Origin of the sequence: Nocardia sp. NPDC051321 (assembly GCF_044455225.1) — a bacterium.
In the GTDB taxonomy this organism is placed as follows: domain Bacteria; phylum Actinomycetota; class Actinomycetes; order Mycobacteriales; family Mycobacteriaceae; genus Nocardia.
In genome coordinates this window covers 168,674-185,886 of sequence record NZ_JBITEM010000014.1, presented here as the reverse complement: position 1 = coordinate 185,886, position 17,213 = coordinate 168,674, and the positions used below count along the sequence as shown (strand labels likewise).

General features: G+C 65.5%; 25 protein-coding genes. 3 read left to right on the top strand and 22 right to left on the bottom strand.

Translation table 11 applies throughout. The features are described 5' to 3' along the window. Nucleotides 1-31: 31 nt before the first annotated feature. Nucleotides 32-466 (bottom strand): EXLDI protein, encoded by a 435-nt coding sequence (locus ACIA8C_RS31920; RefSeq protein WP_397141110.1) that lies wholly within the window; start codon nucleotides 464-466, stop codon nucleotides 32-34. A gap of 256 nt (nucleotides 467-722) precedes the next feature. Here ACIA8C_RS31920 and ACIA8C_RS31915 point away from each other — a divergent pair, with 256 nt between their 5' ends. Further along, nucleotides 723-1,052, top strand: a complete 330-nt coding sequence (locus tag ACIA8C_RS31915) for a DUF6247 family protein (protein ID WP_397141108.1) — start codon at nucleotides 723-725, stop codon at nucleotides 1,050-1,052. Between the two features lie 2 nt (nucleotides 1,053-1,054). On the opposite strand, the gene ACIA8C_RS31910 is transcribed toward ACIA8C_RS31915, so the two are convergent. From ACIA8C_RS31910 to ACIA8C_RS31835, 16 genes are all read right to left on the bottom strand, one after another. Further along, entirely contained in the window at nucleotides 1,055-2,263 is a 1,209-nt protein-coding gene (locus tag ACIA8C_RS31910) for an MFS transporter (protein WP_397141106.1), read from the bottom strand. 257 nt (nucleotides 2,264-2,520) lie between these two features. Continuing rightward, nucleotides 2,521-3,324, bottom strand: a complete 804-nt coding sequence (locus tag ACIA8C_RS31905; protein WP_397141268.1) for a phosphatase — start codon at nucleotides 3,322-3,324, stop codon at nucleotides 2,521-2,523. 113 nt (nucleotides 3,325-3,437) lie between these two features. Continuing rightward, nucleotides 3,438-3,872, bottom strand: coding sequence for a PIN domain-containing protein (locus ACIA8C_RS31900; protein ID WP_397141104.1), 435 nt, complete (start codon nucleotides 3,870-3,872; stop codon nucleotides 3,438-3,440). Next, the gene (locus ACIA8C_RS31895) at nucleotides 3,872-4,129 is read right to left on the bottom strand and encodes a DUF6364 family protein (RefSeq protein ID WP_397141102.1); all 258 of its coding nucleotides are present in this window, start codon (nucleotides 4,127-4,129) and stop codon (nucleotides 3,872-3,874) included. Before ACIA8C_RS31895 ends, ACIA8C_RS31900 begins: the two co-directional genes overlap by 1 nt. 119 nt (nucleotides 4,130-4,248) lie before the next feature. After that, nucleotides 4,249-4,521 (bottom strand): 30S ribosomal protein S17, encoded by a 273-nt coding sequence (rpsQ, locus tag ACIA8C_RS31890; RefSeq protein ID WP_364736281.1) that lies wholly within the window; start codon nucleotides 4,519-4,521, stop codon nucleotides 4,249-4,251. Beyond that, entirely contained in the window at nucleotides 4,518-4,757 is a 240-nt protein-coding gene (gene rpmC, locus ACIA8C_RS31885; RefSeq protein WP_039822417.1) for a 50S ribosomal protein L29, read from the bottom strand. The genes rpsQ and rpmC overlap by 4 nt, the downstream gene beginning before the upstream one ends. Then, nucleotides 4,757-5,173: a 50S ribosomal protein L16 gene (rplP, locus tag ACIA8C_RS31880; RefSeq protein WP_357386121.1), complete on the bottom strand. Its 417-nt coding sequence runs from the start codon at nucleotides 5,171-5,173 to the stop codon at nucleotides 4,757-4,759. Before rplP ends, rpmC begins: the two co-directional genes overlap by 1 nt. Nucleotides 5,174-5,177: 4 nt before the next feature. Then, nucleotides 5,178-5,981 (bottom strand): 30S ribosomal protein S3, encoded by an 804-nt coding sequence (gene rpsC / locus ACIA8C_RS31875; RefSeq protein WP_040731339.1) that lies wholly within the window; start codon nucleotides 5,979-5,981, stop codon nucleotides 5,178-5,180. Next, nucleotides 5,982-6,383, bottom strand: a complete 402-nt coding sequence (gene rplV / locus ACIA8C_RS31870; protein ID WP_357386119.1) for a 50S ribosomal protein L22 — start codon at nucleotides 6,381-6,383, stop codon at nucleotides 5,982-5,984. It lies immediately after the preceding gene. Continuing rightward, nucleotides 6,380-6,661 carry a 30S ribosomal protein S19 gene (gene rpsS, locus ACIA8C_RS31865; RefSeq protein ID WP_357386117.1) on the bottom strand — a complete coding sequence of 94 codons (282 nt, stop codon included), beginning with the start codon at nucleotides 6,659-6,661 and terminating at the stop codon, nucleotides 6,380-6,382. Before rpsS ends, rplV begins: the two co-directional genes overlap by 4 nt. A 15-nt stretch (nucleotides 6,662-6,676) precedes the next feature. Then, complete coding sequence (gene rplB / locus ACIA8C_RS31860; RefSeq protein WP_357386115.1) at nucleotides 6,677-7,516, bottom strand: 50S ribosomal protein L2; 840 nt, start codon at nucleotides 7,514-7,516, stop codon at nucleotides 6,677-6,679. A gap of 33 nt (nucleotides 7,517-7,549) precedes the next feature. Beyond that, on the bottom strand, nucleotides 7,550-7,855 hold the full coding sequence (gene rplW / locus ACIA8C_RS31855; RefSeq protein WP_040731336.1) for a 50S ribosomal protein L23: 306 nt from the start codon (nucleotides 7,853-7,855) through the stop codon (nucleotides 7,550-7,552). Next, nucleotides 7,852-8,526 (bottom strand): 50S ribosomal protein L4, encoded by a 675-nt coding sequence (gene rplD, locus ACIA8C_RS31850; RefSeq protein ID WP_397141100.1) that lies wholly within the window; start codon nucleotides 8,524-8,526, stop codon nucleotides 7,852-7,854. The genes rplW and rplD overlap by 4 nt, the downstream gene beginning before the upstream one ends. After that, nucleotides 8,523-9,188: a 50S ribosomal protein L3 gene (gene rplC, locus ACIA8C_RS31845; protein WP_150404057.1), complete on the bottom strand. Its 666-nt coding sequence runs from the start codon at nucleotides 9,186-9,188 to the stop codon at nucleotides 8,523-8,525. The genes rplD and rplC overlap by 4 nt, the downstream gene beginning before the upstream one ends. A 14-nt stretch (nucleotides 9,189-9,202) precedes the next feature. After that, nucleotides 9,203-9,508, bottom strand: a complete 306-nt coding sequence (gene rpsJ / locus ACIA8C_RS31840; protein ID WP_003938093.1) for a 30S ribosomal protein S10 — start codon at nucleotides 9,506-9,508, stop codon at nucleotides 9,203-9,205. A gap of 541 nt (nucleotides 9,509-10,049) precedes the next feature. After that, complete coding sequence (locus tag ACIA8C_RS31835; protein WP_397141098.1) at nucleotides 10,050-10,469, bottom strand: hypothetical protein; 420 nt, start codon at nucleotides 10,467-10,469, stop codon at nucleotides 10,050-10,052. A gap of 183 nt (nucleotides 10,470-10,652) precedes the next feature. On the opposite strand from ACIA8C_RS31835, the gene ACIA8C_RS31830 reads away from it, so the two are divergent. Beyond that, on the top strand, nucleotides 10,653-11,129 hold the full coding sequence (locus ACIA8C_RS31830; RefSeq protein WP_357386111.1) for a hotdog fold domain-containing protein: 477 nt from the start codon (nucleotides 10,653-10,655) through the stop codon (nucleotides 11,127-11,129). Between the two features lie 4 nt (nucleotides 11,130-11,133). On the opposite strand, the gene ACIA8C_RS31825 is transcribed toward ACIA8C_RS31830, so the two are convergent. Together ACIA8C_RS31825 and ACIA8C_RS31820 are read right to left on the bottom strand one after the other, a co-directional pair. Then, a complete protein-coding gene (locus ACIA8C_RS31825; RefSeq protein ID WP_397141096.1) occupies nucleotides 11,134-12,069 on the bottom strand; it encodes an esterase/lipase family protein in 936 nt (311 codons plus the stop codon). Nucleotides 12,070-12,071: 2 nt separating this feature from the next. Continuing rightward, nucleotides 12,072-13,067: an alpha/beta hydrolase gene (locus tag ACIA8C_RS31820; protein ID WP_397141266.1), complete on the bottom strand. Its 996-nt coding sequence runs from the start codon at nucleotides 13,065-13,067 to the stop codon at nucleotides 12,072-12,074. A gap of 235 nt (nucleotides 13,068-13,302) precedes the next feature. Between ACIA8C_RS31820 and ACIA8C_RS31815 the strand changes: the two genes are divergently transcribed. Next, nucleotides 13,303-14,493 carry a lycopene cyclase family protein gene (locus tag ACIA8C_RS31815; RefSeq protein ID WP_397141094.1) on the top strand — a complete coding sequence of 397 codons (1,191 nt, stop codon included), beginning with the start codon at nucleotides 13,303-13,305 and terminating at the stop codon, nucleotides 14,491-14,493. On the opposite strand, the gene ACIA8C_RS31810 is transcribed toward ACIA8C_RS31815, so the two are convergent. From ACIA8C_RS31810 to ACIA8C_RS31800, 3 genes are read right to left on the bottom strand one after another with little or no spacing between them, the layout of a single operon-like run. Continuing rightward, nucleotides 14,463-15,332: an ABC transporter permease gene (locus ACIA8C_RS31810; RefSeq protein WP_397141092.1), complete on the bottom strand. Its 870-nt coding sequence runs from the start codon at nucleotides 15,330-15,332 to the stop codon at nucleotides 14,463-14,465. The two genes, ACIA8C_RS31815 and ACIA8C_RS31810, sit on opposite strands and share 31 nt — an antisense overlap. Then, a complete protein-coding gene (locus tag ACIA8C_RS31805) occupies nucleotides 15,329-16,156 on the bottom strand; it encodes an ABC transporter permease (RefSeq protein ID WP_397141090.1) in 828 nt (275 codons plus the stop codon). Before ACIA8C_RS31805 ends, ACIA8C_RS31810 begins: the two co-directional genes overlap by 4 nt. Then, complete coding sequence (locus ACIA8C_RS31800; RefSeq protein ID WP_397141088.1) at nucleotides 16,153-17,136, bottom strand: ATP-binding cassette domain-containing protein; 984 nt, start codon at nucleotides 17,134-17,136, stop codon at nucleotides 16,153-16,155. The genes ACIA8C_RS31805 and ACIA8C_RS31800 overlap by 4 nt, the downstream gene beginning before the upstream one ends. Nucleotides 17,137-17,213 lie beyond the last annotated feature (77 nt).

Sequence of the window (17,213 nt, the reverse complement as noted above, 5' to 3'; positions counted from 1 at the left end):
GGACAAGTCCTTTCGGTATCCGAGCCGGGGCTCAGATGTCGAGATCCTCGATCGGTGGGTGGTCGGTCGTGTCGACGAGGGTGCGGTAGATCCTGGCCGGAATTCGATCCCGCAGTTCCTCGAATGAATCCACCACCTCCAGAGTGGAGTCGCTCCAGCTCTGGTCGTCGAGGTCGAGTTCCAACCCGTTGCGCCAGTCCTTCTTCTTCAATTCCTTGACCCAGTCGGACATCACCGAGAAGTCGGTCCAGTCCGTCGTCTTCTTATGCACCGCGTACTTGCCCTTGCGGCCCAGGTAGACCCGGACCAGCTCGACCCCGACCCTGGTGAACTGCGTCGACTCCCCCAGCAGCCGCCCGACAAACCGATGCGCACGCCCGCCCCCGGGCCCCACCTTCACCACCACTTCCCGGAACTCGTCCGGCTCGCCCTTCGCAACCTCACCAACCACATGCTGTGTATCCATGATGACTCCATCCATAAGTGATTGCGCATGCGCGCATAGATCCTCCAGTCGACGGACCCCTCATCAGTTCCCGTCGACCCCCTCAGATCCGGTTCTGCCATTTCCCGTGCCGCCGCATCCCAGCGCCCCGTTCCCGCTCACTATATGTAGATGTATACGTATAGCGCAAGACCTAGGCTCAACATCCACCCGTCTGTACGACACCGGACACCGAATGACCTCTGTGGGCGAAATCAGAGCAGCTGTCGTTAGAAACATGACCGCCACGTATGCCTACGACGGGCAGCCGAGTAGCGGGCATCCACTGCGCCCGAGCGCGTCGCCTCAGGACATCCGCTCGGCGCTGTTTCCCACTGACCGTGCCGAGTTCGATTCCGCGTACGCCCAGGCACTTACCTATGCACGCGAGAGCCTCGATCTAACAGAACTGTTCCGCACCGTTGAACACTGGCGCCGCACCGCGCTCCTGCAGAGTGATCGGGAAAGCTACCGTCGGGTTGTTCGCAAAGCGGCGAAGTTACTTACCGGCGAAGAGATTCCAGACGACGAACCGCTCGCGGTCACCCGAGCCAAGGCCGGCATGTAGGTTCAGGCGTTGACTTGGGTGGTGGCCGCTGGTTTGGAGGTTGCGAGGCGGCGGCGGTCGCGGAGGGTGAGGAGTAGGGGGATGCCTAGGCCTATTCCTATGCCCAGGGTTGCGGCGGCGGCGAAGCCTGCGGGGAAGCCGCCCGCATCGATGGCGATGCCCGCCAGTGAGCTGCCGATGCCGTTGCCGAGGGTGAGGGCGGCGGAGTGCCAGCCGATGGCTTCACCGCGGCCGCCCTCGGGGACTATCCGGCTCATTTGATCGATCGAGGCGGTAATTGTTGGGGCGCAGAAGAATCCGGCGATGAGGCCGGTGACGGCGAGGGAGATGGGGCCGATGGCGAAGGCCATCGGGACGGTGACCGCGCCGAGGCCGGCGAGCAGGAGGTAGGTCGAAATGGGGCGGTGTAGCGCGCCGTAGATGAGGCCGCCGACCACCGAGCCGAAGCCCCAGACGGCCAGGACCACGCCGAGCCACTGTTGCGCGCCGAACTCGCGGATAGCGGAGACGAAGGTCAGTTCGGAGCCGGCCAGGACGGCGATGGCCGCGCTGGCGCCGACGCACAGGGCGACGAATTCGAGGCGAAACCAGCTGCGGCGCGGGACGGCGGCGGAACTAGCGCTGTCGGCGTCGGCGGCGGAGCGCAGCGGCGGGTTCCGCACCCAGAGCAGGATGCCCGCGAGCACCAAAGTCATTTGGACGAAGAACAACACCATCGTCGTCGACCAGATACCAGCGGCGGCGACACCGATGATCGGCCCGACCATGAACGCGCACTCGACGGACACCGCTTCCAGCGCGAGCGCGGGCTGCCTGTTCTGCTCGGTCGTCGCGGCGATGACCGCCTGCCGGACCACCGTGAAGATCGGCACGTCGAAGAGCCCGGCGATGGCGGCGAGGATGAGCAGCGGAACGTAGTCGACGAACGGCGCGATCGACCAGCACGCCGCGCCAACCAGAATGGACGGCGCGATGGTGCGGCGCAGCCCGAACCGATCGAGCAGCCGCCCGCGCCACGGTCCGCTCAGCGCGATGCAGACGGTGACGATCGTGCTCAGCGCGCCGGCCTGCACATACGAGCCGTGCAGGGTCTGCACTACATGTAGCGCGAGCAGCACCGCCCCGGCGAAGAACGGGATGCGCACCAAGGCCCCGAGCAGCAGTACATTACGCACCGCCGCACTCGACAACACCACCCGATAGGACCGCACCAACCGAGCTTGTCACGCCCCACCGACAAGCCGCCACCGATTTATCCCATGAATTCTGCCACCACGGCGTGCCGCCGCCGCACCACCGAACGAGCAAGCGGTGGTACACCTTTCACCTCACCCGAGAACACCTCCCGCCGTGCGGTGGCGAGCATCGAGGCGAGTCATATGGTCGTTAAACGATCTTCGACAGCGACCATATGACTCACTTGAACTTGTAAATGTCCTCAACGCCGCTGACCGAGCGTGGGCCGAGTTCAGTCCGCGAGACCGGCGCGACCGAGCAGATAGTCCGTCATAGGCTCGTAGTACTCGGGGAAGACGCCGTCGTCGAGGGGGACGGTGACGGCGATTTTGCCTTCGGCGTGACCTGCGAAGAGGGCGGGGTCGTTGGAGTCGGCGAAGCCGACGGTGTCGATGCCCGCTTCGCCCGCGGTGCCGGCCCAGCCGTGGTCGGCGATGACGAGGTCGGGCCAGCTGCCGGGTTCGGGGCTGTCCCGCAGTTCCTGCAGCATGGCCTGCATCGGGTTCGGGTCGTGCGTGTGCTGGAATCGACCGCCGGTGCTGAGTGCGGCAACGCCTGAGGTATAGACGATTTCGCGGACCCGCGAGCCGTTCGCGGTGATGACCTGGTACGACCATCCGGCCGCCGGCGTCAGCACCGTGCAGCCCGCGGCATGCAGCGCATCCTCGACCGCTCGATAAACCCCCATCAGCGGACCGGGGTGACCGGTCGCCAGCAGCACCGTCTCCTGATCGCGTGCCGCACGCCCGATCCTGGCACCCATCTCATCGAGTGCCGCGATGGTCAGATCCACGCCGATGGTGTCGGCTCCTTGCCGGTGCCGCGGATCGGGGTTGACTCCGCACAGCCGTGCCATCATGTCCAGCGTCTCGTCGAACGTCCAATCCTTCAACACCAACCCGAACTGATACCCGGGATCTTTCGCCACCATCCTGCGGTAGTGCGCCAGGTTCCCCTCTCGCGGCGTCGCGACATCCCCCGCTATCCGAGTCTGCAGCAAATGCTTCCGCAACAGCGCCCGATCATATGGCTGCACCAACAATCCCACCTCCGCATCGGCCGACGCTGCTACCGAAGCCAGGTGCATCGACGCAGTTTCGCCGCCAATACGACACTACAAGCAGGGATCGGCGAGCTGTGGCTGTCCGGCTAGTTCGCGGGTTCGAGGAAGGGATTTCGAACCTCGAGGCCGAGGAAGTCGCGACCGTGCTGAAGGTCTTCCGACAGTAGATATTTCGCACCCGACTGAGACGCCGCCTCAATGATCAACGCATCCCACCAGGACACCTTGTGTGTCTCCATCAGGAATGAGGCGTTCATGACGATCAAGGGATCCGTGTCGCGGGCACACCATTCGCTGTACAACGCGATGACGCGGCGCGCCTCGGATGCGGTCATGGGCGGCTTGAACTTACGGGTGGCGACGGAATAGAACTCCTGCAGGACTTGGGTGCTCAGTAACCCGACTTGGCGCTCCCATAGATCCGCGAGGACGGTACGCGCGATCGTGCTGCGATTGTCGTCGCCGGGCTCATAGGCATAGAGCAGGACGTTGGTATCTACAAAAACTCGTTCCGAGTTCATCAGACCCGAGCCTCGTCGCGGTCGTACAGGTCTTCGCGCCGCCACGTGACGCGACCACCGCTCCCCCGCCTCGCCGCCTCCGCCATGAGCTCCAACGCCTGAACCTTCGCGGCTTCGTAACGCGCGTAATCGGCGGCGATCTGGCGCACCTGTTGCGCCAATAGCGCGCTAACCGAGGTGCCCTGCCTGGCCGCGATCACCTTCGCCTGCGCGATAACCTCTTCATCCAACTGAAGCGTCAGATTCCTTCTGGTCATGCCACAGGATATCACGTGGACCACGTGAAAACGACGTGGACATCGCGATCAGCTTCAGAAACGCCAAAGGCCCGCCTCCCAAACGGGAAGCGGGCCTTCGACATACAGACCGGAAAGGCTTACTTGGCCTTCTCCAGCACCTCGACCAGACGCCAGCGCTTGGTCGCCGACAGCGGTCGGGTCTCCATCAGCTGGACGCGGTCGCCGATGCCGGCGATCTCGTTCTCGTCATGCGCCTTCACCTTGGAGGTGGTGCGAATGATCTTGCCGTAGAGCTTGTGCCGGTTACGGTCTTCCAGCTCGACGACAATCGTCTTGGTCATCTTGTCCGAGACAACGTAACCGACCCGAACCTTGCGGCTGGCGCGCTGCTCTTCTTTCTGTTCGCTCATGCCGCATCTCCCTTGTCAGCGGGTCCGGAGGCCAGACCGAGCTCGCGCTCGCGCATGACCGTGTAGATGCGCGCGATCTCGTGACGAACCACGCGCAGCCGACGGTTGTTGTCCAGCTGACCCGTCGCCATCTGGAAGCGCAGGTTGAACAGCTCTTCCTTGGAGTCGCGCAGCTTCTGCACCAACTCTTCTTCGGTGAGCTCGCGGAGCTCTGCGGCCGGTGTTTCGGTAGCCATCAGAACTGCTCCTCCCTGGTCACGATCCTGCACTTCATCGGGAGCTTGTGCATCGCGCGGCGCAGGGCCTCGCGAGCGATCTCCTCACTGGGGTAACTCATCTCGAACATCACGCGGCCGGGCTTGACGTTCGCGATCCACCACTCCGGCGAACCCTTACCGGAACCCATGCGGGTTTCGGCAGGCTTCTTGGTGAGCGGGCGATCCGGGTAGATGTTGATCCAGATCTTGCCGCCACGCTTGATGTGGCGGGTCATCGCGATACGTGCCGACTCGATCTGCCGGTTGGTCACGTAAGCAGGCTCCAGCGCCTGGATCCCGTACTCGCCGAAGGCCACCGAGGTGCCGCCCTTGGCCATGCCGGAACGACCGGGGTGGTGCTGCTTGCGGTGCTTGACCTTACGAGGCATCAGCATTGCGTCAGCCCTCCTGTGTCTCTGCCGGAGCGTCCACCACCGCGGTGGCGGCGCGCCCGGCCTCGGTGCTGGTCGCCGTGGTACCGGCGGAGCCGGACCGACGCGGGCGAGACGGACGCTCGCGGCGCGGACGATCACGATCGCCTGCCGGAGCGCTGGCGGCGGCGAGCTCACGCTTGCCACCGACGATGTCGCCCTTGTAGATCCAGACCTTCACGCCGATGCGACCGAAGGTGGTCTTGGCCTCGTAGAGGCCGTAGTCGATGTCGGCACGCAGCGTGTGCAGCGGGACGCGACCCTCGCGGTAGAACTCCGAGCGCGACATTTCGGCGCCACCGAGGCGGCCCGAGCACTGCACGCGGATGCCCTTGACGTTCGGCGAACGCATGGCCGACTGGATGGCCTTACGCATCGCACGACGGAACGCCACGCGGTTGGACAGCTGCTCGGCCACGGCCTGAGCAACGAGCTGCGCATCCGATTCGGGGTTCTTGACCTCGAGGATGTTCAGCTGCACCTGCTTCTTGGTGAGCTTCTCCAGCTCGGCCCGGATGCGATCGGCTTCGGCGCCACGGCGGCCGATGACGATGCCAGGACGAGCGGTGTGGATATCGACGCGAACCCGATCACGGGTGCGCTCGATCTCCACCTTGGAGATGCCCGCCCGCTCCATGCCGGTGGCGAGGAGCTTACGGATGGCGACATCTTCCTTGACGTAGTCCGCGTACTGCTTGTCCGCGTACCAACGCGACTTCCAGTCGGTGGTGATACCGAGGCGGAAGCCATGGGGATTGATTTTCTGTCCCATTTACTTTGCCCCTCCCTTCCGGCGGTTGCGAGTTGCTCCACCGGCGGTGGGGATGCTCTCGACCTCGATGGTGATGTGGCTGGTGCGCTTGCGAATACGGAACGCACGACCCTGGGCACGCGGCTGGAACCGCTTCATGGTCGCGCCCTCGTCGACGTAGGCCGTCGAGATGACCAGGGTGGCCGGGTTCAGGCCGAGGTTGTTCTCGGCGTTCGCCGCGGCGCTGGCCACGACCTTGGCAACCGGCTCGCTCGCGGCTTGCGGCGCGAACCGCAGGATCGCGAGTGCGTCCTCGACCCGCTTGCCGCGGACCAGGTCCACGACACGGCGAGCCTTCATCGGGGTCACGCGAACGTGCTTGGCCGTTGCGCGTGCGGTCGGGTTCTGAGTCTCAGTCGTCATCGCCGCTTGCTCTTCCGGTCGTCCTTGATGTGGCTTCGGAACGTCCTGGTCGGCGCGAACTCACCGAGCTTGTGCCCGACCATGTTGTCCGAGACGAACACCGGCACGTGCTTGCGACCGTCATGGACGGCGAAGGTGTGGCCGATGAAATCGGGGATGATGGTCGAACGACGCGACCAGGTCTTGATGACCTGCTTCGTGCCCTTCTCGTTCTGCACGTCCACCTTCGCGAGGAGGTGGTCGTCGACGAACGGGCCTTTCTTGAGGCTGCGTGGCATTTCTTACCTCCTCCTTCAGCGCTTGTTCTTGCCGGACTTGCGGCGGCGGACGATGAGCTTGTCGCTCGGGCGGTTGGGCTTGCGGGTACGGCCTTCCGGCTGTCCCCACGGCGAGACCGGGTGGCGACCACCGGAGGTCTTACCTTCACCACCACCGTGCGGGTGGTCGACCGGGTTCATCACGACACCACGGACGGTGGGGCGACGGCCCTTCCAGCGCATGCGGCCGGCCTTGCCCCAGTTGATGTTCGACTGCTCGGCGTTGCCGACCTCGCCGACGGTGGCGCGGCAGCGCACGTCGACGCGACGGATTTCACCGGACGGCATACGCAGCGTGGCGTAGGTGCCTTCCTTACCGAGCAGCTGGATGCTGGATCCGGCCGAACGAGCCATCTTCGCGCCGCCGCCCGGACGCAGCTCCACCGCATGGATGGTGGTACCGGTCGGGATGTTGCGCAGCGGCAGGTTGTTACCCGGCTTGATGTCGGCCGTGGGGCCGGACTCGATCGGGGTGCCCTGCGCGATGCCCTTGGGCGCGATGATGTATCGCTTCTCGCCGTCCACGAAGTGGAGCAGCGCGATGTTCGCGGTGCGGTTCGGGTCGTACTCGATGTGTGCGACCTTGGCCGGGATGCCGTCCTTGTCCAGTCGACGGAAGTCGATCAGACGGTAGGCCCGCTTGTGGCCGCCACCGCGGTGCCGGGTGGTGATGCGACCATGCGCATTACGACCACCCTTGCTGTGCAGCGGACGGATCAGCGACTTCTCGGGGGTCGACCGAGTGATCTCAGCGAAGTCCGAAACGGACGACCCGCGGCGACCGGGGGTTGTCGGCTTGTACTTACGAATTGCCATGAGTTCTTCTCTTCTTTCTGGAGTCCCAGGCGCTTACGCGACCGGGCCTCCGAAGATCTCGATGGGCTTGCTGTCGGCCGAGATGGTCACGAGCGCGCGCTTGGTGTTCTTGCGCTTGCCGTAACCGAAGCGGGTCCGCTTGCGCTTGCCCTGACGGTTGGCGGTGTTGACGCTGGTAACCGTGACACCGAAGACCTTCTCGACGGCGATCTTGATCTGCGTCTTGTTGGAATCCGGGTGCACGATGAAGGTGTAGGTGCCTTCCTCGATGAGTCCGTAGGACTTCTCCGAGATGACCGGCGCAAGCAGAATGTCGCGGGGGTCGGCGATGGTGGTCACTTGCTCTCCTCCTGTGCCGCCTCGGCGGGGCCGTGCACGAAGGCGTTGAGTGCCTCCACGCTGAACACGACCTCGTCGCTTTCCAGCACGTCATAGGTGTTGAGCTGGTCCGGCGCGATCGGGTGCACGAACTCGAGGTTCTGCACGCTCTTCCAGGCCGCGACGTCCTCACGTCCGAGGACGAGGAGGAACTTCTTGCGGTCCGACAGCTCCGCGAGGAAGCTCTTGGCCGTCTTGGTGGACGGGTCCTGCCCGGCAACCAGTTCGGTGATCACGTGGATGCGCTCGTTACGCGCCCGGTCCGAAAGTGCTCCACGCAGTGCGGCGCGGATCATCTTCTTGGGGGTGCGCTGGCTGTAGTCGCGCGGCTGCGGGCCGTGCACGACGCCACCACCGGTGAACTGCGGCGCGCGGGTCGAGCCCTGACGGGCGCGGCCGGTGCCCTTCTGCCGGTACGGCTTCTTACCACCACCGCGGACTTCACCGCGGGTCTTGGTGGAGTGCGTGCCCTGGCGGGCCGCGGCCAGCTGCGCGATGACCACCTGGTGCATCAGCGAGATGTTCGCGGTCACGTCGAAGATCTCCGAGGGGAGTTCGACGGTGCCATTGGTCTTGCCGCCCAGCTCCTTGACCGGAAGGGTCAGGTTGGCCTTCTTCTCCAGGCTGGTCATGCGTGCGCACCACCCTTCACTGCGCTCTTGACGATCACGACGTTGCCGCGGCGACCCGGGATCGCGCCCTTGATCAGCAGCAGGCCGTTTTCGGCGTCAACCTTGTGAACCGACAGGTTCTGCGTGGTGACGCGGTCGTTGCCCATCCGGCCCGACATGCGCATGCCCTTGAACACGCGGCCGGGGGTGGCGCAGCCACCGATGGAGCCGGGACGACGGTGCACAGCCTGCGCACCGTGCGAAGCGCCCTGACCGGCGAAGCCGTGACGCTTCATGGTGCCGGCGAAGCCCTTGCCCTTGCTGGTACCCGTCACATCGACGTAGGCGCCCTCTTCGAAGACGTCGGCGTTGATCTCCTGGCCGACCTCGAAGGTGGACGCGTCGGCGACGCGGATCTCGGCAACGTGGCGACGCGGGGTGACACCGGCCTTGGCGAACTGGCCGGAGACCGGCTTGTTCACCTTGCGCGGGTCGATGGCGCCGAAGGCAACCTGAACGGCGCTGTAGCCGTCGCGTTCCACGGTGCGGATCTGGGTGATTACGTTCGGTCCGGCCTTGATGACGGTCACGGGGACGACGCGATTCTTCTCGTCGAACACCTGGGTCATCCCGAGCTTGGTGCCAAGGATGCCCGCCGCGGGCCTGTTCTTGTTGTCAGTCATATCTCCAGTCCCCGTCACTGAATGTTGACGTCGACGCTGGCCGGCAGGTCGATGCGCATCAGCGCGTCGACCGTCTTCGGCGTCGGGTCGAGGATGTCGATAAGCCGCTTGTGCGTACGCATCTCGAAGTGCTCGCGCGAGTCCTTGTACTTGTGCGGCGAACGGATGACGCAGTACACGTTCTTCTCGGTCGGCAACGGCACCGGCCCGACGACACGGGCCCCAGTGCGGGTCACCGTCTCAACGATCTTGCGCGCTGACGCGTCGATCGCCTCGTGGTCGTAGGCCTTGAGCCTGATGCGGATCTTCTGTCCCGCCACGCTAAGTGTCCTTTTCTCCGCTTATACCTTCGTGATCCGGAAGCTGGCTTCCGTACCACCCTCAATTTGCACAGCCCGAACACACGAAGACGTCTCACGTGAGACCGCGACCAAGCACGCATGCTCGATCCTCGCCGCTGTTCATCTGTCATGGTTCTCCGGTCCACGCGGTCGGGCGTGTCGCCCATCCGCTCATTCCTCGGCCCTGGATCTAACTTCGTCTCAGGCCTGGAACCGTGTTCCCGGACGTACCCACACCGGTTTACCCAGTGAGATACACGATTGTTGGTACTCGCCTCGCCTAGCCATCCCGTCTCACACGGAAACAGGCACGGCACTGGTACAAGGCAACCCGAACAGTATGCCCGACGCGGTCGGCTACTTCAAATCCGCCCCCCGCGAGCGGCTGCGCCCAGGTCATCGGCATGACGGCGAAGCCAGGACGGGCGAGGGAGGTGGCGATTCCGAGGAACCGTCACCCCCGCCGCCGCTCGCTCACTCGGCCGAATCCGGCCGGGTTACGACCTCGGCCACGCACGGATCAGCGCAGGCCCTGATACACGAGCAGGTTCCGGTTGGCATCGGCCGGATCGACTCGGCCGTGAAAGAGCCGGACCGGATCGACGATGCCGATGGCCACCATGCCGCCTGGCGTCTCGGCGGCTTCGGCGATGACGTCGGAGATGTTGCCGTACTCCAGCGACCCGTCCGCGCCGACCAACCACGAGGTCGGGTCGGCGTCGATCAGGCCGTTGCTCATCCAGAGTCCGTCGAGCATGGCGGGGATCGGGCTGTTACTGAGGGCGACGGTCTCCGAGTGGTTGAGGTCCAAGATCCCGTAGATACCCATCTCCGGCGCGAACTCCGGCGACACGGCGGCGGCCTGGCCCGCGGTCGTCGCGCCGAGCACGGCAAGTCCGAGCGCCGTGACGGCCCCGGCGACGACAGTACGAATACGCATGTTCAGAACTCCAGTTTTCCTGCACACCAACAGAAATGGTGGTGGCCCCCAGTCGCGTCACAGATCGACGCAACGCAATAACCTAGCAAGTCGGTCACATGTCCGAATAGTCGAGATCGCCATTTTCCGGGTGAGTTGCGGCACACTCGACAGCCCGAACTTACTCCGCAGTAAGATGAGCGCATGACGAAAGAGACTGCGACCCTCCGCAGCTGGAAGAAGCTGCCGGACAACCGGCTCGGCCACACCCTGTTCTCGCTGGGCATGGTGGCCAGAGTGCCGTATTTCGGCACGGTGCTGCCGAGCGTCGTTCGCCTCGAGCCGGGGCTGTGCGAGGTGACCTCGCCGAAGTGGTTCGGCATTCACAACCACCTCGGCACCTACCACGCCATCGCGGCGTGCAACCTGGCCGAGGTGGCGATGGGCATGCTCAGCGAGGCGACCGTGCCGAGCACCCACCGCTGGATCCCGAAGGCGATGAACGTGCAATACCTGGCCAAGGCGGAGACCAGCCTGCGGGCCGTCGCGAAGCTGGACCAGATCCCCGACTTCACGACGATCACCGCGGGCCAGAACCTGATCGTGCCGGTCTCGGTCTACGACAAGCACGGCCTGGAGGTCGTGCACGCCGACATCACCACCTGGGTCACCCCGGCGTAGCTCCTCAGCAGGGCAGCGCGCGCGTGTCGTTCGCCAGTGCGCTGAGCACTACCGCGGCGACACGCGTATCCCCGAGCAGGCCACTGTGATTGGCGATGTCGGCCGGGCAGCCGTCTTGCAGCCAGACGTTGCGATTGTCGCCCGTTGGCGCGGTGAGCAACGCGGTCTCCTGCGGAGTGATGATCTCGTCGGCGCGGGAGGCGAGGGCCGTGTACCGGACACCGGGCACGGTCTCGCCTCCCGCGTTCAGCCGGTTCAGCAGCGGTGACCCAACCACCTGTTGCTGTCCCGGAGTTCCGAAGACCTGGGCCGCGATCTGCTCGTTCTCCAAGCCGAGTGAGGCGAGATCCGGATAGTTCGTGCGGAGTCCGGCCCAGGTCGAGCCCCGATACGGGGTGCCGAGGGTGATCACCTGCGCCACCGCGGCCGTGCCCTGCGCGCGCAGGTACTGGCGGATGACATTGCCCCCGGTGGAGTGGCCGACGAGCGCGACCTGACGAGCGCCGGTGGCGCTCCGCACGGCCTGCACGACATCGTTCAGGTCGGTGGCCATTCGGTCGATGTCGCCGACGCCGTAGATGGTGCGGCCGAGCATCGCGGCACCGACCGGGCCGATACCCATTGTGCCGGAACCGGCTTGGCCACTGACCACGTCACGCAACCCGGGCGTCGGTCCCAGATTCGCCGCGAACACGCAGTGGCCTTCGGCCCGCAGTAGCGGCGCGAGCAGGGCGAAACTGTTGGCCGCGTCGGTGCCGGAACCATGCACCAGCACCACCGGATTCGGCCGCTCGGCCGAGGGGTGGCAGGCCCAGTCATTCGCGCCCGCGAATGCCGGGGTGGGAGGTGCGGCCGCCGCGGCCGGTGCGTGCAATACCGCCGCGCAGGCGACAGCGAGGGTCAGGCCTGCGATTCTCGCGGCCTGTTTCCGAATCCACATTCCTACATTCCCAACGGAGCAGACAGCGCAGGCCACGAGTTCTTCAACGCGTCTTCCCAATAACCCCAAGAATGGGTGCCGTCCGGGTGAATATCATAAGTTGCCGGAATGCCCAAGGAATTCAGGCGGGTCTGCATATTCCGTGAGCAGTAATTCGTGCCCGCCTCGATGACACCGCCCTTGATGAGCTGGGCCGCGTAACCGTCGACGCCGGGCAGTGCGTACTTGCCGTTCAATTCGTCGTACTTCCCGGGCAGCCCGCCGCCGCTGGAAATGTAGATGGACTTGCCACGCAGCCCCTCGGCCTGCACGTACGGGTCGTTCGCGGCCCAGCGCGGATCGCCTTGCGCGCCATACATATTGGACACGTTCGCCCAACCCCAGGTCTCCACGGTGAGCCGGACGAACTCCTGACCGACCGGGTCGCTGATCTGCGCGCAGCCGCTGTAGGCGGCCACGCTGGAGTACAGATCGCCGCTGGTGGCGGCGAGCGCGAGGGTGGTGGTGCCGGCCATCGAGAAGCCGGCGATCCCGTTGCGGCCGTTGGTCGCGAAGTATTTATCGATCAGGGGCGGCAATTCGCGGGTCAGGAAGGTCTTCCACTTCTGGCGACCCAGCCGCGGATCGTCGTTGACCCAGTCCGCGTAGTAGCTGAACATGCCGCCGATCGGCGAGACCACATGCACGTTCTTGGTCGAAAGGAACTGCATCGCATCGGTTTCCGTCGCCCACGTGACGCCGTCCTCGCCGCCGCTCGCGCCCTGCAGCAGGTAGAGCACCGGACGCGGCACGCTGGTGTCGGCCGCGCGCTGCGTCTCCACCTGGATATCGCGATCCATCGCGGCGGAATGAATTGTCAACGTAAGCTTTCGCGCATCATGCTCTTGCACCGAAACAATCGATGACTCCACCGGCGCCCCGTGCGCAGGCGCAGGCATAATTGCTATAACAGCTGCACCGACTGTGACCGCAAGCACACTTAGCCAGCCGCCTCTCATGATTCCCCTTCTCTTGAACACGGAAACCACCCGCGTACGGCGCCAAGACTACGGGGAGAAACAGCACCTTTTCATCACTGAAGTTGCAGGGCCACCAATTCTGGGGGCATGAATACACGCAATTGTCGGAATGCGTGCTTTCACTATGTTTGCTTTGCCGGGAGGCCCGATTTCCGGGGGCTCGGCGTACCGGGGGTAGTTGCGTCGCCCCCGCCGCAGCGGATTGAATGCCCTTATGAGTGTCAGCGCGGTCCGCGATGTCGACGTGTGCGTGGTCGGGCTCGGCCCGACCGGCCGAGCGCTGGCGCATCGCGCGATGCGGGCCGGGCTCAGCGTGACCGCCGTCGATCCGCGACCGGATCGGCTGTGGCCGCCCACCTACTCCTGCTGGGTCGACGAGCTACCGGACTGGCTGCCTTCCAGCGCGATCGCGAGCACCATCGCGCGGCCGACGGTCTGGGCCAAGTCCGAACATCGCATCGATCGCCCCTACTGCGTGCTGTCGAAAACCGGCCTGCGCGAGGCACTCCCACTCGACGACGCCACCGTATACACCGGGCGCGCCACCCGGGTCGACGCGCACGTCGTCGAACTCGCCGACGGCACCACGATCACCGCGGCCGCGGTGTTCGATACCCGCGGCCTGCCCACCCTCGGCCGGCGCCGGGCCGCGAGCGCGCACGGCATCTTCGTCGCCGCCGAAACGGCCGCGCCGATGGTCGAGGAAGGCGAAGGCCTGCTGCTGGACTGGCGGCCGGAGAACGGGGCCGGACCCGACGAGCCGCCCTCGTTCCTCTACTCCGTTCCGCTCGGCGACGGCACCGTGATATTCGAGGAGACCAGCCTCGGCCTCCGTGGCGGCATGCCGCAGCATGAGCTGCGCAAACGCACGCTGAATCGCCTTGCCGCGCACGGCATCCGGCTCACCGGTGACGAGCCGACCGAGGCCGCGCACTATCCGCTGGATCAGCCGCCGCCGAAAAATGGTGTCGCGCAGGCCGTTCCGTTCGGTTCACGCGGCGGCATGATGCATCCCTGCACCGGCTACAGCGTCGCCGACTCCCTTGCCCTGGTGGACACCGCGATCACCGCATTGCGGCAGGGTCGCGACCCGGTCGCCGAACTGTGGCCGCGCCGAGCCCGATTGGTGTACTGGATGCGGATGCGCGGGCTATGGGGACTGGGCCGCCTGACCACCGAACAGTCGATCGCCATGTTCGATGCGTTCTTCACCGCTTCCCCTCGCGGACAACGCGCCCTGCTGTCCGCGCACGACGACTACGCCGCCCTCGGTGCGGTGTTATTCAACACCGTCGCGCACACCTGGCCGTTCCGCTGGCGCTACGACTTGGTCGGCTGGACCCACCGCAACCGCTGGCTGGACTACGACTTCGATCAGGCGCCGGTCTCCGCCGCACGCCGATAACCACGGACCGCGGGGTAGGTGAACAGCACGATCAGGCCGAGCGTCCACAGCACGGTCTTCATCAGTGGATCCGCGACCGGCCCGCCGTAGGACAACCCACGCATCGCGTCGATCGCACAGCTCATCGGCTGGTTCTGAACCGTCGACTGCAGCCACGGTGGATAGGCGATGGCCGGTGCGAAGCCGGTGTTGAAGAACATGAGCAGGGTGTTGATGATGCCGATGATGTTCACCAGCATCACGCCCTCGGTGACGGTGGCCAGCGCGGTGACGAGCACGGCGAAGGCGACACCGAACAGCACCGGGATGCCGATCAGCGCGATACCGGCGAGCGGTCCCTGGTTGAACCGGAAGCCGAGCAGCAGGCCGACGCCGATGACGAACAGGGTGGTGACCAGGACGCGGACGGCCTCGGCAAGCAGGCGTCCGGTGAGACCCGCCGCTCGGTGAATCGGCATGGTCCAGAACCGGCCGAGCAGGCCGTTCATCTTTTCACCCTTGAAGCCGAGCGCGCTCACAACGGCGCCCGACATCGCGGCGACCAGCGTGAGCAATGCCATCTGCGCGTAGATGCTCGGCTGGCCGGTGTAGCCGGTGATCGCCTTGCCGAGCACGATCTTGAACATCAGCAGGGTCAACGCCGGGTAAACCAGCGTCTGAATCGTCGTCGCGGGATCGCGCGCCCACACCAGCAGCAATCGCTTGCACTGGATCAGGCTGTGCGTGACCCAGTTGCTCAGCGAATTTTCGGGTTTCGCGGTCACCTCCGGCAACGGCGTGTTCCACGAGATCTTGTCGGTCACGTCAATCGGCGCCACGGGGGCCTCAACGGTATTCATGATCGCCTCACGCTCGCCCAGATCGCCAGCGGGATGAAGACGAGCGCGAGCCCGATCACCCAGACCAGCGGTACCCACAACACCTGCCAGCTCACCCCGCCCGCGGCCATGTCACGAAGCGCGAAGGAGAACTGAGAGACCGGCTGATTGCGCACGAAACCCTGGATCCAGGCCGGAAAGTTGCGTTCCGGGACGAATCCGCACGACAGCATGCCGAAGATCAATGTGGGCAGCGTCAGCGCCTGACTCAGCGATTCCGGGCTCTTGGTCAAACTGCCGAGCGCGTCGGCGCCGAGCGCGAGCGTGGTACCGATCGCCAACGAGAACAAACAGAACAACGCCGCTTGGCCGAAGCCCGCGACGAATCGGAATCCGATCACGTAGCCGAAGAGGACCGCCGCGGTCAGCGAGGTGATCGAGCGAACCAGCCCGGCCGCGATCCGCGCGGACAACGGAACCAGCATGCCGATCGGCATCGTCTGCATCCGGGTACTCAACCCGGTCAGCGCCTCGAACGCGGCCAGCTGCGCGTTCGACATCATGGTGAAGGCCATCGTCTGCAACACGATGATCGGCATCACGTACTGGGCGTAGTCGATGCCCTGGAACTTCATCACGAAGCGCAGCGGCAGATAGAACCCGAGGGTGAACACCAGCGGCGTTATCACCGCGACGATCAGCTCGCCCTTGGTGGCCATGGTCCAGACGATGCGTCCGGACAGCGCGCGCCACTGCGCGAGCGAGGACAGCCGGGCCTCGGGTAGATCCGCGAACAACGCGGCCGCGTCGGCGGCCCGGTCGGGAGCAGCGGTAGCGGTTGTCACGCGGTGCCGCCCGAGCGGCCGGTGATGGACAGGAAGACGTCGTCGAGTGAGGGCCTGCGCAACGCGATGTCGGCCAACTGGATGCCCGCGGTGTCGAGCCGGCGCAGCGCCTCGGTCAGCGTGGCCGCGCCCTCCGGCGCCGGAATCGAGAGCCGGTCGCCGCCGTTGATGGCGGCCAGCACCGCGACGGGCACCAGGTCGCCGAGCGCGGTGGCGGTCGGGCGCAGTTGCGTCGGATCCAGCGGGACCACCTCGCAGTAGCTGCCGCCGGTCTTCTCCTTGAGCTCGTCGGCGGTGCCCTCGGCGATCACCGTGCCCTTGTCGATGACGATGATGTTGTCGCTGAGCACGTCGGCTTCCTCGAGGTACTGCGTGGTGAGCAGCACCGTGATGCCCTGGGCCTTCAGCGCGTTCACCAGATCCCAGACGCCTTGGCGGCTGCGCGGATCGAGGCCGGTGGTCGGCTCGTCGAGGAACACCACCTCCGGCCGCACCACCAGACCGCACGCGATGTCGACCCGGCGACGCATGCCGCCGGAGTAGTGGCGCACCGCCCGGCGGCCCGCGCTCACCAGATCGAACTCCTCGAGCAGGATGTCGGCGCGCTTGCGGGCGGCGGACTTGGCCAGACCCATCAGGCGACCGAACAGTTCCAGGTTTTCCCGGCCGGAGAGGTTCTCATCGAGCGCGGCGTACTGACCGGTCATCATGATCGACCGGCGCACTCCCGCCGCGTCCGTGAGCACGTCGTGACCGGCGACCACGGCGGTGCCGGAGTCCGGGCGCAGCAGCGTGGACAGGATCTTCACCATCGTCGTCTTGCCCGCGCCGTTGGGTCCGAGGATGCCGAGGACGGAGGCGCGGTCGGCAACGAAGCTGACCCCCTGCAGTGCATGCACATCGCCGAACGACTTCCGAACGTCCGTCACCCGGACCGCTGGTTCACTCGCGTGCAGATCTGCTTGGTTCAAGCTCGGCATCAACTCTCCACTATCGGCAATTGCGGCGGCTCGGGGCCGCCGGAGCGCGCGCGTATACGTCCCCCTAGGAGATCCGT

Bases quoted from the DNA above. Each gene is read 5' to 3' on its own strand.
- ACIA8C_RS31920 (WP_397141110.1), bottom strand. From the start codon at position 466: ATGGATACACAGCATGTGGTTGGTGAGGTTGCGAAGGGCGAGCCGGAC.
- ACIA8C_RS31915 (WP_397141108.1), top strand. From the start codon at position 723: ATGACCGCCACGTATGCCTACGACGGGCAGCCGAGTAGCGGGCATCCA.
- ACIA8C_RS31900 (WP_397141104.1), bottom strand. From the start codon at position 3,872: ATGAACTCGGAACGAGTTTTTGTAGATACCAACGTCCTGCTCTATGCC.
- ACIA8C_RS31895 (WP_397141102.1), bottom strand. From the start codon at position 4,129: ATGACCAGAAGGAATCTGACGCTTCAGTTGGATGAAGAGGTTATCGCG.
- rpsQ (WP_364736281.1), bottom strand. From the start codon at position 4,521: ATGAGCGAACAGAAAGAAGAGCAGCGCGCCAGCCGCAAGGTTCGGGTC.
- rpmC (WP_039822417.1), bottom strand. From the start codon at position 4,757: ATGGCTACCGAAACACCGGCCGCAGAGCTCCGCGAGCTCACCGAAGAA.
- rplP (WP_357386121.1), bottom strand. From the start codon at position 5,173: ATGCTGATGCCTCGTAAGGTCAAGCACCGCAAGCAGCACCACCCCGGT.
- rpsC (WP_040731339.1), bottom strand. From the start codon at position 5,981: ATGGGACAGAAAATCAATCCCCATGGCTTCCGCCTCGGTATCACCACC.
- rplV (WP_357386119.1), bottom strand. From the start codon at position 6,383: ATGACGACTGAGACTCAGAACCCGACCGCACGCGCAACGGCCAAGCAC.
- rpsS (WP_357386117.1), bottom strand. From the start codon at position 6,661: ATGCCACGCAGCCTCAAGAAAGGCCCGTTCGTCGACGACCACCTCCTC.
- rplB (WP_357386115.1), bottom strand. From the start codon at position 7,516: ATGGCAATTCGTAAGTACAAGCCGACAACCCCCGGTCGCCGCGGGTCG.
- rplD (WP_397141100.1), bottom strand. From the start codon at position 8,526: ATGACCAGCCTGGAGAAGAAGGCCAACCTGACCCTTCCGGTCAAGGAG.
- rplC (WP_150404057.1), bottom strand. From the start codon at position 9,188: ATGACTGACAACAAGAACAGGCCCGCGGCGGGCATCCTTGGCACCAAG.
- ACIA8C_RS31835 (WP_397141098.1), bottom strand. From the start codon at position 10,469: ATGCGTATTCGTACTGTCGTCGCCGGGGCCGTCACGGCGCTCGGACTT.
- ACIA8C_RS31830 (WP_357386111.1), top strand. From the start codon at position 10,653: ATGACGAAAGAGACTGCGACCCTCCGCAGCTGGAAGAAGCTGCCGGAC.
- ACIA8C_RS31825 (WP_397141096.1), bottom strand. From the start codon at position 12,069: ATGTGGATTCGGAAACAGGCCGCGAGAATCGCAGGCCTGACCCTCGCT.
- ACIA8C_RS31820 (WP_397141266.1), bottom strand. From the start codon at position 13,067: ATGAGAGGCGGCTGGCTAAGTGTGCTTGCGGTCACAGTCGGTGCAGCT.
- ACIA8C_RS31815 (WP_397141094.1), top strand. From the start codon at position 13,303: ATGAGTGTCAGCGCGGTCCGCGATGTCGACGTGTGCGTGGTCGGGCTC.
- ACIA8C_RS31810 (WP_397141092.1), bottom strand. From the start codon at position 15,332: ATGAATACCGTTGAGGCCCCCGTGGCGCCGATTGACGTGACCGACAAG.
- ACIA8C_RS31800 (WP_397141088.1), bottom strand. From the start codon at position 17,136: ATGCCGAGCTTGAACCAAGCAGATCTGCACGCGAGTGAACCAGCGGTC.